Source organism: Cognatundibacterium rivi (genome assembly GCF_018139565.1).
In the GTDB taxonomy this organism is placed as follows: domain Bacteria; phylum Pseudomonadota; class Gammaproteobacteria; order Burkholderiales; family Burkholderiaceae_D; genus Undibacterium; species Undibacterium rivi.
Genome location: NZ_JAGSPK010000002.1, coordinates 695,595 through 710,954 on the forward strand (window position 1 = coordinate 695,595; position 15,360 = coordinate 710,954).

At 51.7% G+C, this 15,360-nt stretch carries 12 protein-coding genes; 5 read left to right on the top strand and 7 right to left on the bottom strand.

The window, feature by feature from the left end; translation table 11 throughout:
• Positions 1 to 343 precede the first annotated feature (343 nt).
• Both KDM87_RS07565 and KDM87_RS07570 read left to right on the top strand, forming a co-directional pair.
• Positions 344 to 652 carry a DUF1272 domain-containing protein gene (locus KDM87_RS07565; protein WP_212678489.1) on the top strand — a complete coding sequence of 103 codons (309 nt, stop codon included), beginning with the start codon at positions 344 to 346 and terminating at the stop codon, positions 650 to 652.
• A gap of 100 nt (positions 653 to 752) precedes the next feature.
• A complete protein-coding gene (locus tag KDM87_RS07570) occupies positions 753 to 1,634 on the top strand; it encodes an EamA family transporter (RefSeq protein WP_230407627.1) in 882 nt (293 codons plus the stop codon).
• Between the two features lie 113 nt (positions 1,635 to 1,747).
• Here the strand turns inward: KDM87_RS07570 and thrC are convergent, their stop codons facing one another.
• The 6 genes from thrC to KDM87_RS07600 form a co-directional block, all read right to left on the bottom strand.
• On the bottom strand, positions 1,748 to 3,208 hold the full coding sequence (gene thrC / locus KDM87_RS07575) for a threonine synthase (RefSeq protein ID WP_212678491.1): 1,461 nt from the start codon (positions 3,206 to 3,208) through the stop codon (positions 1,748 to 1,750).
• A gap of 193 nt (positions 3,209 to 3,401) precedes the next feature.
• Entirely contained in the window at positions 3,402 to 4,289 is an 888-nt protein-coding gene (fdhD, locus tag KDM87_RS07580; protein WP_212678492.1) for a formate dehydrogenase accessory sulfurtransferase FdhD, read from the bottom strand.
• Complete coding sequence (locus KDM87_RS07585) at positions 4,271 to 4,564, bottom strand: hypothetical protein (protein ID WP_212678493.1); 294 nt, start codon at positions 4,562 to 4,564, stop codon at positions 4,271 to 4,273. Before KDM87_RS07585 ends, fdhD begins: the two co-directional genes overlap by 19 nt.
• Positions 4,557 to 6,863 (bottom strand): FdhF/YdeP family oxidoreductase, encoded by a 2,307-nt coding sequence (locus KDM87_RS07590; protein WP_212678494.1) that lies wholly within the window; start codon positions 6,861 to 6,863, stop codon positions 4,557 to 4,559. Before KDM87_RS07590 ends, KDM87_RS07585 begins: the two co-directional genes overlap by 8 nt.
• A 21-nt stretch (positions 6,864 to 6,884) precedes the next feature.
• Positions 6,885 to 8,528 (bottom strand): OFA family MFS transporter, encoded by a 1,644-nt coding sequence (locus KDM87_RS07595; RefSeq protein WP_212678495.1) that lies wholly within the window; start codon positions 8,526 to 8,528, stop codon positions 6,885 to 6,887.
• 146 nt (positions 8,529 to 8,674) lie between these two features.
• Entirely contained in the window at positions 8,675 to 9,247 is a 573-nt protein-coding gene (locus KDM87_RS07600) for a helix-turn-helix domain-containing protein (protein WP_212678496.1), read from the bottom strand.
• A 160-nt stretch (positions 9,248 to 9,407) separates the two neighbouring features.
• Here KDM87_RS07600 and kbl point away from each other — a divergent pair, with 160 nt between their 5' ends.
• The 3 genes from kbl to KDM87_RS07615 are packed head-to-tail and all read left to right on the top strand — an operon-like array spanning position 9,408 to position 13,004.
• Positions 9,408 to 10,613 carry a glycine C-acetyltransferase gene (gene kbl / locus KDM87_RS07605; RefSeq protein WP_212678497.1) on the top strand — a complete coding sequence of 402 codons (1,206 nt, stop codon included), beginning with the start codon at positions 9,408 to 9,410 and terminating at the stop codon, positions 10,611 to 10,613.
• Between the two features lie 9 nt (positions 10,614 to 10,622).
• Entirely contained in the window at positions 10,623 to 11,594 is a 972-nt protein-coding gene (locus KDM87_RS07610) for an NAD-dependent epimerase/dehydratase family protein (RefSeq protein ID WP_212678498.1), read from the top strand.
• A gap of 27 nt (positions 11,595 to 11,621) precedes the next feature.
• Positions 11,622 to 13,004: an L-serine ammonia-lyase gene (locus KDM87_RS07615; RefSeq protein WP_212678499.1), complete on the top strand. Its 1,383-nt coding sequence runs from the start codon at positions 11,622 to 11,624 to the stop codon at positions 13,002 to 13,004.
• A gap of 50 nt (positions 13,005 to 13,054) precedes the next feature.
• On the opposite strand, the gene KDM87_RS07620 is transcribed toward KDM87_RS07615, so the two are convergent.
• Positions 13,055 to 15,223 carry a prolyl oligopeptidase family protein gene (locus KDM87_RS07620; protein WP_212678500.1) on the bottom strand — a complete coding sequence of 723 codons (2,169 nt, stop codon included), beginning with the start codon at positions 15,221 to 15,223 and terminating at the stop codon, positions 13,055 to 13,057.
• Positions 15,224 to 15,360: the final 137 nt, after the last annotated feature.

Consider the following 15,360-nt stretch of genomic DNA (forward strand, 5'->3'; position numbering starts at 1 on the left):
TACATACGACTATGGATGGTCGGCATGGCCTCACATCTGACTGGCGCAAAGCATGTTGCACGCACCTCAGGAAACTTCAAAAAATGAGAAAAGAAGGGAGTATGTGCAATTTTCACCTTATTGTCAGCATAAAATAAGGCGCTTAAAACATACTCCGGGGAGTATCTACAGGCGCTACAGAGCATATGTATAGCACCTCTGGAGTGACGCGACATCAACGCGCAACAACAAAAATGTAGCACACCGTACGACATGAGCAGCAAAAGCCCGCTAAAAATATGTTGATCGCTGGCAGAGGCTGTTATGCTGAAGGCATACTTTCTCCACGACCATTTTGATCATCATGTTAGAACTTCGTCCCGGCTGTGAACATTGCGATACCGATTTACCGCCAGCCGCAAGTAATGCGCGGATTTGCAGTTTTGAATGTACGTTTTGCGCCGACTGTGCAGAGACGATATTGCACAACGTTTGCCCGAATTGCGGCGGCGGTTTCAGCCCGCGCCCGGTGCGTCCGGGACAGAATTGGAAAGGTGGCAATGACCTGAGCAATTACCCTGCAAGCACCGTCAGAAAATACCGACCTGCTGATCTGGTCGCGCATCAGACATTGCTGCAAAGTTTACAAGGACGCTCAGCAGATCAGCGCTGACCTTAGATTTGTAAGAGTAAGAGAAACAGAATACCGCCTTTTTCCCACTTTTTTGACGGACGATATGTCGCAGAACAGCCTAAGCCCCCGCCACCTTCTGATGGCATTGATCGTGGTCTTTTTGTGGGGGATGAATTTCGTCGTCATCAAAATCGGGCTGCGCGGCATTCCACCGCTTCTGATGGGAACCCTGCGTTTCATGCTGGTCGCGTTTCCCGCGATTTTGTTTTTACCACGTCCCAAAGTGCCGCTAAAACTCTTAGTGGCGTACGCGATGACCATCAGCCTCGGGCAATTCGCCTTTCTGTTCTCCGCAATGGCCATCGGCATGCCGGCGGGTCTGGCATCACTGGTGCTGCAGGCGCAAGCTTTTTTTACAGTGGGTTTATCGGCACTTGTTTTTGGCGACAAACTGCGCCCCAGCAATCTGTTGGGCATGCTGATTGCCAGCAGTGGGCTGGTCTTGCTCGGCAGCGCCAGCATCGCAAGTTCGGCTAGTCAGGTTACCTTAGCCGGTTTTGCGCTGACCATTTGCGCTGCCATTTCGTGGGCAAGTGGGAATGTGATCAGCAAGAAAATCGGCCCGACGGCGGTGCTGAGTCTGGTCTCCTGGAGCGCACTGGTGCCGGTGATTCCATTTTTCCTGCTGTCACTCTGGTTTGAAGGCAGCGAACAGATTAGCCATAGCCTGAAGAATATGAGCTTGCCATCGGCGCTGACCATCGTTTATCTGGCGTTCGCCGCGACCCTGATTGGCTACACTTTATGGGGGCGCTTGCTGGCTAGTCTGCCGACACACATGGTCGCGCCACTGACTTTAATGGTGCCGGTCATCGGTCTGACAGCCGCGTGGGTATTACTCGGTGAGGCACTCAGTGCTCTGCAGATTACTGGCGCGCTGATCGTGATGGTAGGTTTGCTGATCAATGTGTTCGGGCCGAGATTACTGAACCACGTGCGGGACATTTTTCATCCACGCTGAAGCTGACCCGACACAATAACATCGCAATCAAAAAATACACCCTCAATAAAAATGCGCCTTCGCAGGCAAAAACCTGCGAAAAGGCGCATCAATAAAAAGGAAGGCAGTTCTGATTACAAACCGGTGTTTGCCGCAATATAGGCTTTCATCTTTTCCACATCAGCGGTCATCACTTCAAAGCGTTGCGGCAACGCTTCGATATTTTCAAAGCCAGCCGGACGCTCCGCATCACGCCCCAATGCTTCACGGATGGTTTCATTAAATTTGGCTGGCAAGGCCGTTTCCAGCACGATCATAGGCACACCGGTTTCTATATGTTCCAGCGCGACCTTGATGCCATCGGCGGTATGCGTATCAATCGTGATGCCATAATTTTTTTCAACCTGACGTATGGTATTCAAACGATCTGCATGTACCGATTTGCCTGATTGAAAACCGAAACGAGCCACCTTTTTAAATTCATCGCCATCGCTGCCGGGCTGGCCGGACAAATCAAAACCGCCTACCGTTTCCACTTTGCCAAACAAGGCTTTGACCCGCGCCGCATCGCCATCGAGCAGATCGTAAATGAAGCGTTCAAAGTTCGAGGCTTTGGAAATATCCATCGACGGGCTGGTGGTATGCCAGGTTTCTGCCGACTTACGCACGCGATACACACCGGTGCGAAAAAACTCGTCAAGCACATCATTTTCATTGGTTGCCACCACCAGCTTATCAATCGGCAAACCCATCATGCGTGCGATGTGTCCGGCGCAGATATTGCCGAAATTACCCGAAGGCACGGTGAACGACACTTTTTGCGCATTGCTGGTCGTCGCACTCAGGTAGCCACGGAAGTAGTACACCACTTGCGCGACCACACGTGCCCAGTTAATCGAATTAACTGTGCCGATTTTCTGACGTTCTTTATACGCCAGATCATTGGAAACTGCCTTGACCATATCCTGGCAATCATCAAACACGCCTTCGACTGCGATATTAAAAATATTCGGATCTTGCAGGCTGAACATTTGCGCGGTCTGGAATGCGCTCATTTTTTTATGTGGCGACAGCATGAAAACGCGTATGCCTTTTTTGCCGCGCATCGCGTATTCCGCAGCGCTGCCGGTATCACCGGAAGTGGCACCAAAAATATTCAGTTCGGCCTGTTTTTTTGCCAGCGCATATTCAAACAGATTGCCAAGCAATTGCATCGCCATATCCTTGAATGCCAGCGTCGGGCCATTCGATAAAGCTTGCAGGATCAGCTTGCGACCATCTTTGTCTTCGAGCACACGTAAGGGGGTGATCTGCGCTGCATCTTCGCCAAGACGTGCATTGCGATAGACATCTGCCGTGTAGGTTTTTTCAACAATCGCTCTCAGGTCTTCTGCTGGAATATCGGTCGCAAATTTTTTCAACACCTCAAATGCCAGACCAGCATATGACAGACCGCGCCAAGCATCCAGTTCTGCGCCACTGACCTGCGGGTAGCTGGTGGGTAAATACAATCCGCCATCCGGCGCAAGACCACCTAAGAGAATTTCCGAGAAATTTTGTGCTGCGGCATGTCCGCGGGTTGAAGCGTATTGCATAAGATGACTGAAGTATATTAAGAGGTTAGATGAATTTTCCATCTATTATATCGCCCTTACCCCCTCAAAACCGAGGCAAAACGAAGAAAGTCAATCTGGCGTTGTTGCCGCGCGGCAGTCAGCAAAGCGAATCAGATGATGAACTGCCGTAACAGCTGAGGCCAGTTTTAGCCAGCGTTACAATCCGACAGTCTCAAGCAGATTCAGCTTGCAGACGTTGCGGATGGGTGTACACAACAAAGCCATGTTCGCGCACAAAACCGATCAGACAGATACCGGCAGATTCCGCCATGCTGATGGCTAAGCTGGTCGGTGCAGAAATCGTCGCCAATATACTGATGCCCGCCCGCGCAGATTTCTGCAACAGCTCATAACTGGCGCGACTACTCATGATCGCGAAACCCGCAGCCAATGCACGTCCCGCGACGGAGTCACGAATATCGGCAACTTCACTGCGCTCGCAACGCAATGCCCCAATCAGTTTATCCAGCGCATTGTGACGGCCAACGTCTTCCCGTACGCAAAGGATGTTACCACCCAGATCAGCCCATGCGGCAGCATGCATAGCACCCGTAGCCGCATTCAGCACCTGCTTGCTGCTGAGTTCTCCGAACGCTTTGGCCAGCGCTGCTTTACTCACATGATGATCGGCATTCAGACGCGGTGTAGCAAGATCCAATGACTGCAAGCTTTCAAGACCGCACAGGCCGCAGCCGGTTTTGCCCGACAGGCTGCGACGTTTATTTTTGAGTTGGACAAAACATTCGGAAGCGATCTGTATCTGCAGTTCAATACCAAGTATCGCGGTATTACTGACCACCGTAATATCGTAAATCTGCGAAGGCTGATCGATGATGCGCTCTGCGAGACTGAAGCCGATTGCAAAATCCTCCAGATCCAGCGGCGTCGCCATCATCACCGCATGCGAAATTCCATTGAAGACCAGTGCAACGGGTACTTCTTCAGCAATACTGTCGCTCGTTTGCAAGAACCATCCATCGGCAAACTTATGCTGATCAACAGTCATTTCACGACTGCCGCGCGCAAATATATCCGGCGTAGTCAGTGTTTCTGTTGCCATTTTTTCTGTTGCCATTGATCACGACCTTTTTGTGTCAGGCTTAACAAGACTCTGTCGCCATCCTGATGTAACAGCACCCAACCGGGACCGGGGTTGTCAGCGATAATGTCCTCACCCAGATAGGCGACGCAGCGCAGCAAACTGCTCAGGCGCACACGTAAGCGCTTGGTCAGACGCAAAACAGAAACGGGAGCACTGCTCAATGCTAATTCATCCAGTAAAACATCAGTCAACGCTGACGATGCCGGATTGATCAATACCGCTTCATTATTCATGCGCAGCCTGATGCGGATGCAAGATCACTGGGATCGATTTTGAGGTCGGCGTGCGGGCGTAATCTGCAAAACTCGAGAGCGGAACGAGCCCATTTGTTTCAGGGAAATACGCCGCCAGGCAACCGCGCGGAATATTGTATTCCACCAGCATAAACCGCTTTACCTGACGCCGGAGGCCATCATCAGATAGGCTTTCGATGTCCACCCAGTCACCCACCTGCATACCGATGGCGGCGATATCTTCCGCATGAATAAATAGCACGCGACGTTCACCGAACACACCGCGATAGCGATCATTTAAACCGTAAATGGTCGTGTTGTACTGGTCGTGAGAGCGCATCGTTGCGAGGTTAAACACCGGCGAATCACGCAGCTCACGCGCCTGATGAATCGGCAGATCAGTCGGTACCGGATGCGCATAGAAATTGGCTTTTCCCGATGCGGTCAGCCATTCCCGCTCACCGGCAGAATTACGCAGATGAAAGCCACCCGGCACTTTGACGCGCGCATTGAAGTCGGCAAACTCATCAAATACCAGCGCGATTTTGTCGCGGATGCGGTCGTAATCAGCAACCATCCCCATCCAATCGGTCTTACTTTTTTCACCTAAGGTCGCCATCGCCAAACGCGCGACGATCATAGGCTCCGATAATAAATCAGCAGATGCCGGTGGGTTGATGCCTGACGATAAATGCACCATGCTCATCGAATCTTCCACCGTCACCGCTTGTGGGCCGCTGGCCTGAATATCGATTTCGGTGCGACCAAGACAAGGCAAAATCAATGCCTCACGACCACAAACGAGATGGCTGCGATTCAGTTTGGTGGTGACATGCACGGTCAGCGCGCAGTTTTGTAAAGCACGGTGGGTCAGCGGCGTATCCGGCGTCGCCGTGGCAAAGTTACCACCCATGGCAAAAAACACTTTATCTGGACTGTCGAGCATCGCTTGTATTGCACTGACAGTGTCGTGACCGTGCGCCAGCGGCGGCGTAAAATCAAATGCTTTACCGAGACGTTCGAGAAAAGCCCGCTTCGGTCTTTCATTAATGCCCATTGTGCGATCACCCTGCACATTGCTGTGCCCGCGCACCGGACATGGGCCTGCGCCCGGTCTGCCGATATTGCCGCGCAACAGCAGCAGATTCAATATCATCTGTATCGTTGCCACCGAATGTTTGTGCTGCGTGATGCCCATGCCCCAGCACGCAATCACTTTGCCTGCCGCCATATAACTGTCAGCAGCACCTTGTATCTGCGCGCGATCCAGTCCGGACTCATTGATGATCACATCCCAGGACTCGGCCAGCACATCCGCCGCAAAAGCATCAAAATTTGCCGTATGCTCCGCAATAAACGCAACATCAATCACACGTGGCTGCGCGTTGGCCTGTGCAACGATATCGGCCTCCAGCACACATTTGATCATGCCTTTAACGGCGGCAAGGTCGCCACCGATGTTGAGCTGAAAATAATCCGACGAAATGCTCGTCACTTTGCCGCCCAGCATCTCAGACATATCCTGCGGATTCTGAAATTTTTCCAGGCCGCGTTCACGCAAAGGATTGAATGACATGATCGCAGCACCGCGCTTTGCTGCTGCGCGTAACTCACCGAGCATGCGCGGATGATTCGTACCGGGATTCTGTCCAAAAATCAGAATCGCATCCGCTTTCTGGAAATCAGCTAACAGCACCGTCCCCTTGCCAGTTCCGATGGCCTCACGCATCGCATATCCGGAAGGTTCGTGACACATGTTTGAACAGTCAGGAAAATTATTTGTACCGAATTCACGCACAAACAGCTGATACAAAAATGCGGCCTCATTACTGGTGCGACCTGAGGTATAAAAAATCGCGTCGTCTGGCGTCGGCAGCGCACGCAAATGCATGGCAATTAATTCAAACGCGGTATCCCATGACACCGGCAGATACTTATCGCTCACCCTGTCATAAGCCAGTGGATGCGTCAGACGCCCCTGCGCTTCCAGCCAGTGATCCGTTTTTTCAGCGAGCTGAGTAACGGTGTAGTCGGCAAACAAGTCCGGCGTGGCACGTCGCGCGGTTGACTCCGCAGCAACCGCTTTGGCACCATTTTCACAAAATTCAAACGTCGATGTGTGATCGGCATCCGGCCAGGCGCAGCCGGGACAATCGAATCCATCAGGCTGATTCGCCGATAACAGCGTGCGTGCGCCCTTGGCAGGATTTCCGTGCTCAAGAATTTGCTGCGCCACGCTTTTCAGCGCCCCCCAGCCACCAGCAGGCTGGGTATAGACTTGTATGACTTTTTTATCCATCAGAACCTCTGTGGCTATCCGTTATTTAAACAGCACAATGGCTTTCTGAAAGGTGATCCAGATTCCGGCCAGCATAGGAATACCAACCGCCGCCCAGCCGGCAATCAGCAAGACAGGATGGCTAGATACGCTGGCAACCGGGGCAGCTCCGTTATCAATAACGGCAAGACTGCGATCATGTGCAAGCTTACGCTCCAATGCCAGCTCGTCGTCACTCATGAAATTCTCCGGCTCCACGGGATTGATCATTGAGTTACAGACAAAACCAAGCACTAACAATCCGGCGAGAACATACATCGTGACATCGTAAGCATGTGCTTTTGGCACGCCCTGCGCGATCTGGTATTCGCGGATATACGTAATCAGCAAAGGCCCCAGCACACCAGCGGTTGCCCAGGCAGTCAGCAAGCGACCATGAATTGCGCCCACCATTTGCGAGCCAAACATATCCGCCAGATATGCAGGTACAGTGGCAAAGCCGCCGCCGTACATCGATAAAATTATGCAAAACGCCAGCACGAACAGCGCCATGCTGCCTGCCTTACCTGCGCTGGGGATGGACGCATACAAAACGAAGCCAAGAACAAAGAAAATGAAATAAGTCGCTTTACGGCCAAGGTAATCGGAACACGAAGCCCAGAAAAACCGCCCGCCGATATTGAATAAAGACAGCAAACCAGTAAAGCCTGCCGCAATCGTTGCGATCTGCGTTTTTTGTGCCGAGGTCAGATCATTGAAAGCAACATCAACACCAATCAACTTGCCGCCAAACACTTCCTGTAGCAATGGCGACGCCATGCCCAGGATGCCAATCCCCGCAGAAACATTGAGGCACAGCACGCTCCATATCAGCCAGAACTGTGGCGTCTTCCATGCTTTTTCCAGATGAACATGGCGACTGGTGATCATGACATTACTGATCTGGGTCGCGGCTGGCGCCCAGCCAACAGGTACCCAACCGGAAGCCGGTACACGATAAGCAAAAGCACCGGCCAGCATAAAGACAAAATAAATCGCCGCCATCGTCAGGAAGGTTTCCCAGACACCGACGGATACCGGCGTCGCATAGAGACGCATCAGCCAGTCGGCCAGCGGCGCGCCCACCATCGCACCGCCACCAAAACCCATAATCGCCATGCCCGTTGCCATACCACGACGATCAGGAAACCATTTAATCAAAGTAGAAACCGGCGAAATATAACCAAGACCCAGCCCGATACCGCCGATCACACCTGCCCCCAGCCACATCAGCCACATTTGATGGATATAAATACCAAAGGCGGAAATGACCAGACCACCACACCAGCAGAGCGCAGACACGACGCCTGCCTTGCGCGGCCCGGCATGCTCCAGCCACTTACCAAATAAGGCGGCAGAACTGCCGAGAAACACAAAAAACAAGGTGTACATCCATGCCAGAGTAGAAATACGCCAGTCGCAATCGCTGGTGAACAACTCAGCCAGCAAACTCATATCCTGAGGGCAGGCGACCGGATTCTTAATCCCGATGGCACGCGACAAAGGCAACCAGAATACCGAAAAGCCATACGCCATGCCGATACACAAATGGATCGCTAATGCGGCTGGCGGCACCAGCCAGCGGTTAAAACCCTCGCCTGCGATCGTGCGCTCTTTAGCAAGCCACCCCGGTTGCGTTTGCGACATACACCACTCCTGTTTAAAAATGCTTTTTCAATAATGTGGCCTGAGCTTATCAAAGTCAGTGCTTTGATCCAGATCAATATTGCATTTTGTTACTAAAATTTAATTTTTTGACTACCTGCGCTGCGCCACTGTTATAGACTGCAATCTCAGCGATGTATCACCACCATTAACGCTTTTGCTTCAGTCTTACCCGTGTTTCTGATGGCATGACTTTTATCAGCTTCGTAACGAGCCGTAGCACCGACTTTCACCTTCTTGCGTGTATTGTCCACTTCAATTTCGACACTGCCCTGCAGCACCGTCAGATGTTCAGACGTGCCAGGATCATGCGGATTCGATACCAATGACCCGCCGGGTGCCAGCATTAACTCGTACCATTCATACTTACCGGCCAGATCCATAGGGCCGAGAATCCGTAAAACATAGCCAGCGTGTTCGCCAGAGAGTGTCGGTGTTTCGTGTGATTCCAGCAAACGGATCACGTCCTGCTGCGGCACTTCTGAGGACAACAGCTCAGCCATCGTCACGCCCAGCGCATTTGCCAGTCGCCATGCGACAGCAATGGTGGGATTCGCTTTTTCGCGTTCAATTTGCGACAACATCGATTTGGAAACACCCGCGGTGCGCGACAAGTCTTCCAGCGTCAGGCCGCGGTCGAGACGCAATTTCTGCAAGGTTGCGCCAACTTCTGGCGGCGTATTTGATAAAACTTTTTTCATAAAGGCTCTTGCATCATTAAAAATTAATGCTTAATATTCGATATATCGAATTTATGTTCCAGATATTGAATTTTTTAATTTATTTAAAACAAGTTAAAAAATTTCCTTTTTCCAGTCTAACAGCAGAAACCCGTCAGCCGCAGCAATTACCGAGACTATCATGAGCCAGACTACATCCAGACAACACTTCATCAGCAATTTAGCGGGAAATCTGAACAATTTACGCGAGCAAGGTTTATATAAAACCGAACGCGTAATCGCCTCGCGTCAGGGTGCGGTTGTGACTTGCGACGATGGTCGCCAGCTAATCAACCTGTGCGCGAATAACTACCTGGGATTGTCCGGCGATGAAGCGATGGTGCAGGCATCCATTGCTGCGACCGAGCAGTTTGGCTATGGCTTGTCATCGGTACGTTTCATCTGCGGCACGCAAACGGTACACAAGCAGCTGGAAAAAGCGATCGCAGAATTTCTCGGTACCGAGGATTGCATTTTGTATGCTGCCGCATTCGACGCTAACGGTGGTGTATTTGAACCTCTGTTTGATGAAAATGACGCCATCATTTCCGATGCACTGAATCACGCATCAATTATCGACGGCATCCGCCTCTGTAAAGCTGCACGCTATCGCTATGCACACAACGACATGGCTGATCTGGAAACACAACTGCAAGCTGCTGCAGATAAACGCCACCGCATCATCGTGACCGATGGCGTATTCTCGATGGACGGCACGATTGCCCAGCTCGATAAAATCTGCGAACTGGCAGATAAATATGACGCGTTGGTGATGATAGACGAATGTCACGCCTCCGGCTTCATGGGTAAAACCGGGCGTGGCACGCATGAGCATCACAATGTCATCGGGCGCATCGACATCATCACCGGCACGCTGGGCAAAGCACTGGGTGGCGCGATGGGCGGCTTTACTGCGGGACGCAAAGAAGTGATCAACACCCTGCGTCAGAAATCACGCCCTTACCTGTTCTCGAATACGCTGGCACCATCGATCGCCGGTGCATCTTTATCGGTATTGCAGCGCCTGTCGTCTTCAACCGAATTGCGGGATCGTCTGCATGCCAATACCGAGCACTTCCGCCGTGAGATCGTCGCGCTGGGATTCACGATTAAACCGGGTACACATCCGGTCGTTCCAGTCATGCTGTTCGATGCGCCAATTGCGCAAAAATTTGCCGCGCGCCTGTATGAGCTCGGCGTATTTGTCACCGGCTTCTTCTATCCAGTCGTGCCGATGGGACAAGCGCGGGTTCGCGTTCAGCTGTCTGCCGCACATACAACAGAACAACTTAACACCGCACTCGCTGCTTTTGCCCAAGCTGGCCGCGAACTGGGTCTGATTAAATAAGGAATCAACATGGAAAAAATATTAGTTATTGGCGCGAATGGTCAGATCGGCAGTGAGCTGGTTGAAGCACTCGCACGACAACATGGCGCAGACAACGTGGTGGCGGCCGACATCAGCCCTGCCAGTCTGTACGGCGCAAAAATTTATGAAATCATCGACGTACTGAATTCCGCCCGCATCAGCGAAGTCATAGAACAGTACAACATCACTCAGGTTTATCAGCTGGCAGCACTGTTATCGGCAACCGGTGAAAAGGCACCGCTGAAAGCCTGGGAACTGAACATGGACGGCTTGCTGAATATTCTGGAAATCGCCCGCATCCGTGGTGAAGCGGGAAAACCACTGAAAGTATTCTGGCCTTCCTCCATCGCCGCATTCGGGCCAAACACACCGCCCGTCAATACGCCGCAATACACGGTGATGGACCCAAGCACAATCTACGGCATCAGCAAACTCGCCGGTGAACGGCTGTGCGAATATTATTTCGAAAAATATGGGGTTGATGTCCGCAGCATTCGCTATCCCGGCATCATCAGTTACAAGTCGCCTCCAGGCGGCGGCACCACTGATTATGCGATTGCGATATTCCATTCTGCACTGCGTGGCGAATCTTATGAATGTTTTCTGGAATCAGAAACCACGCTGCCAATGATCTACATGCCAGATGCGATCCGCGCCACAATTTCGCTGATGGATGCAGACCCGACCAAACTTTCTGTACGTTCTTCCTATAATGTCGCGGGTTTAAGTTTCAATCCGCGTGAATTGGCCGCTGCAATCAAACAAAATTTGCCCGCATTTGAAATACACTACGCCCCGGACAGCAGACAAGCAATTGCCGCTTCCTGGCCACAAAGTCTGGACGATAGTCAGGCACAGAAGGACTGGAAATGGCAGGCGAACATCGGCCTTGGTGCATTGGTCGCTGACATGCTGAAAAATATCACCGTAGCAGCCAAAGGATTAGACAAGGCTGCATAAATAAAATTTGAGACTGGAGTGACGACGATGGACATGCGTGTATTTGATTTATTTAAAATTGGCGTCGGTCCCTCCAGCTCTCATACCGTTGGTCCCATGCTGGCAGGCAGGCGTTTTTTATTGGAAACACCTGATCTGCATCTGGCAACAAAAGTGCAGGTGGCGCTATATGGCTCGCTGGCGTTGACCGGCGTCGGTCACGCCACTGACAAAGCGGTGCTGCTTGGTCTGATGGGAGAAACTCCGCAAGATGTTGCGCCAGAAAGCGTCGAAGAAAAACTCGCCATTCTGAAGCAGACCCGACAACTGAATTTACTCGGGCAGCACACCATCGCATTCGATCCGCAAACCGATCTGCTTTGGTTCAAACAGGAAGTCTTACCCGGCCATCCTAACGGCCTCAGATTCTCTCTGATGCGCAGCGACGGCAGCATTTCTGAAAAAACTTATTACTCCACCGGCGGCGGTTTTATTTACTCTGAAGAGGAATTAACTGCCACTCCAAAAGAGAGCAAAAACGTAGTAAAGCCAGTGCCATTTCCATTCAACACCATGGCAGATTTACTCGCTCATGGCCAACGCACCGGCTTGTCGATTACGACGATGTTGCGCGCGAATGAAAACTGCCATTGCAGTAACGAAGAATTGAACGCGGGTATTGATAACATCTGGGCGGTGATGAAAGCCTGCATCGCCCGCGGCTTGCAGATGAGCGGTGAATTGCCTGGTGGCCTGCAAGTGCAGAGGCGTGCCGCAAATCTCTGGCGTGCCGCCAATTCCAGCGCTGATGTGCTGCCACATGATGGCTTGCATCGCGTCAGTTTATACGCAATGGCCGTCAATGAAGAAAATGCTGCCGGCGGTCGGGTTGTAACCGCACCAACCAACGGAGCCGCGGGCATTATTCCTGCGGTGTTGCGCTATTACGCTGAGGACTGTAAGCCATCAAACCCGGAGCAAGGTATACGTAACTTTTTGCTGGCCGCATCCGCGATTGGTATGTTGTGCAAAAAAAATGCCTCCATTTCCGGCGCTGAAATAGGCTGTCAGGGCGAGGTCGGCGTCGCCTGCGCAATGGCCGCCGCCGGTCTGACAGCCGCACTCGGTGGCAGCAATGCACAGATCGAGGCTGCAGCTGAAATCGGCATAGAACATCATCTGGGAATGACTTGCGACCCTATCGGCGGGCTGGTACAGATTCCCTGCATAGAACGTAACGGCATGGGAGCAGTCAAAGCCATCACCGCCGCATCACTTGCCTTACGTGGCGACGGTCAGCACAAAGTGACTTTAGACGACGCGATAGAAACGATGCGTCAGACCGGTGCTGACATGCAGGCAAAATACAAAGAAACCTCATTAGGTGGCCTTGCCATTCACGTCGTGACTGTGAATTATGCGGCTTGCTGACAAGGTATAAGTTGCGCCCACAATCGGATTGCGAAGTTTTCGCTATCCGATTATTTCGCACCGGTCAAAGAGAACTTCTTAACTCCGGCCTGCCATAACAGAAACGCCCATGCATCAGCGCGTTCAGACTGCGTTTCAGCATCAGACCTCTTCGCCGATGTTCGCAGTAAAACCGGGCGATTTTTATTGGCACTCAGTATTTGCATACCAGCGGCTAATTTGGCAGACATCCACAGCGGCGCAGTAGTATCAGTGGCATCGGCCGATATCAGCATCGCAGGATAAGCTACGCCAGAACGCAATTCATCAAACGCGAACACAGCGTCAGCAGCAGTCGCGCGATTTTTTTTCGGCGTGTTGTTTTCATCGGCAGCAGGCAAAGCCTCACTACGCACATTATGCACATGCACCGCTGCGAACAAATCCGGACGGCGCAATGCCGCTTTAATCACTGCATCCTTAGCTGAGTCCAACTCCTCTGCGGCGAGTTTTTCGGGTGACGTATAAGCTTCCTTGATCAGATACTCTGCCGCCAGAATCACCTTCGCACTTGGGTCGTTTTTACTGTCCGCTGCATTGTATTTCACCAGTCTGGCAGCTTTTCTATCAAGTTCACTTGTTGCAGAACGCATTTGTGCAATCGCCACAATTCCCCCCTGCTCCAGCCACGCCATCCTGCTTGCATCAAACCCGGGGGCAAAGAGTGGCGGCGTCATATAGTCGGTCACCAGCAAAACCGGATGACTGCCATCCATCTCCAGACCTGCGTGATAAATCAGGGTTAAAGGAATACGCTCACGATTGGCGGCGGGTAAATAAAAAGTTTTACTCAGAACACCGGAAGTTGACTGCACCGCAGTACCTGCGGGCATGACGGGAACAAGCTGCCCGTCTTTACCAAGACGATATCTGGCTGGCGCAACACTGGCAGACTGCAGGACAAAAGCAAGCTGACCGGAAGCAGGCTCCAGCGATATTTCACTGACTTGCCCCTGCAAAGGCAAAACGATGGCGCTAATGTTCCCGCTCTTCGTATCAGCCTTCAGCAATTGACTCACGCCCGCTTCGCTTGCATGCCAGTACACCGCGTCTTTTACTGCGAATAATTCATGCAAGATCGCAGCCCCATCGTTCACCAACGGTTTGGCCTGACTGAGCTTCAGCGTTTTCAAATCGACTTTTAACAGACTGCCGTTGGCGGTTTTCTTACGCGACAACAGATAGATTGCGTCACCTGAAAACTCCATGCTGTCGATTTTATCCGCAGGTGCCGCAAATAATTTCCAGGCTGTGGCAACACCATTCACGTCACTTTGTTTTGCGTAAAAATAGCTTTTTGCTTTGCTATTCGCGTGCGTCACTTCAACGAACACCAGCGAGGCGTTCGTTACGATTCTCATGCGCACTGTGTCGTCAGACGACAAGCGGACAGGTTTTGCCATACCGGCACCAACTATCACTTTATCAACGCGTACCGGCTCGCCGATGATGTGCTGCGCAATCTCGGTTTTTCTCTGCTTGGTATCACTGTTGTAAGCATCAGCATAGCGGGTATAAAAAACTGCTTTGCTATCTATTTTCCAGAATGCATTGCTTTCAGCTGCATCAGCCAACGTGATGCACTCATCCAATAACCGCCCTTCGCTGATATCGACGACGCTGAGATGCAATTCTGTACGCCCGTTGCTATCAGTTTGGGTCAGCACGCCCAGTTTGCTCATATCGGGCGCGGGCAATAGTCGTCGAATTTTCTGATTATCTGCAGTCAGAAACAAAACCCGTTCAGCACCAACTGTCTTGCCCTGAATAATGACGCGCCTATGCTGATCAGCACCTGTCTGTACATAAATGAGGCTGTCAGTGGTCTCAATATTTTCAATCATAGGGGATGCCCCTGTTGGCTGTGCCGGCGGCACATCAGATAACATCCCGCCGCGCAAACGTGCCAGTAAAGCATCGCGCCCATCAAGCCGTGCTATCACACTATCAGTTAAGGCATTTTGTCGTTGCAGCCAATCCTTTATCTGCACATGGTCTGTCTGCTCGAACAGGCGAAAAGGATCTGGCGTTGCGCTGGAAGCATTATCTCTGACCGACTGAACCGCCTGCACCACTGCTGGCGGCATCTGTGGATACGCTCCCCACGTCTGCGCTTGCACCATCCCAGACAGAAATGCACTCAATAACAACCACAGACAACTACTTCTGAATTCAGGCATATCGCCTCCAGTAAAACGTCATTCCCAGTCTCTGTTCACAAAAATCGCAGTCAGGCTATCGCATTTCAGTCGTTGTTTTTTTAGCTTTAACCCTGACTTTCTGCATTTCATCGCATCTCGCTGGCGATATGTTGAGG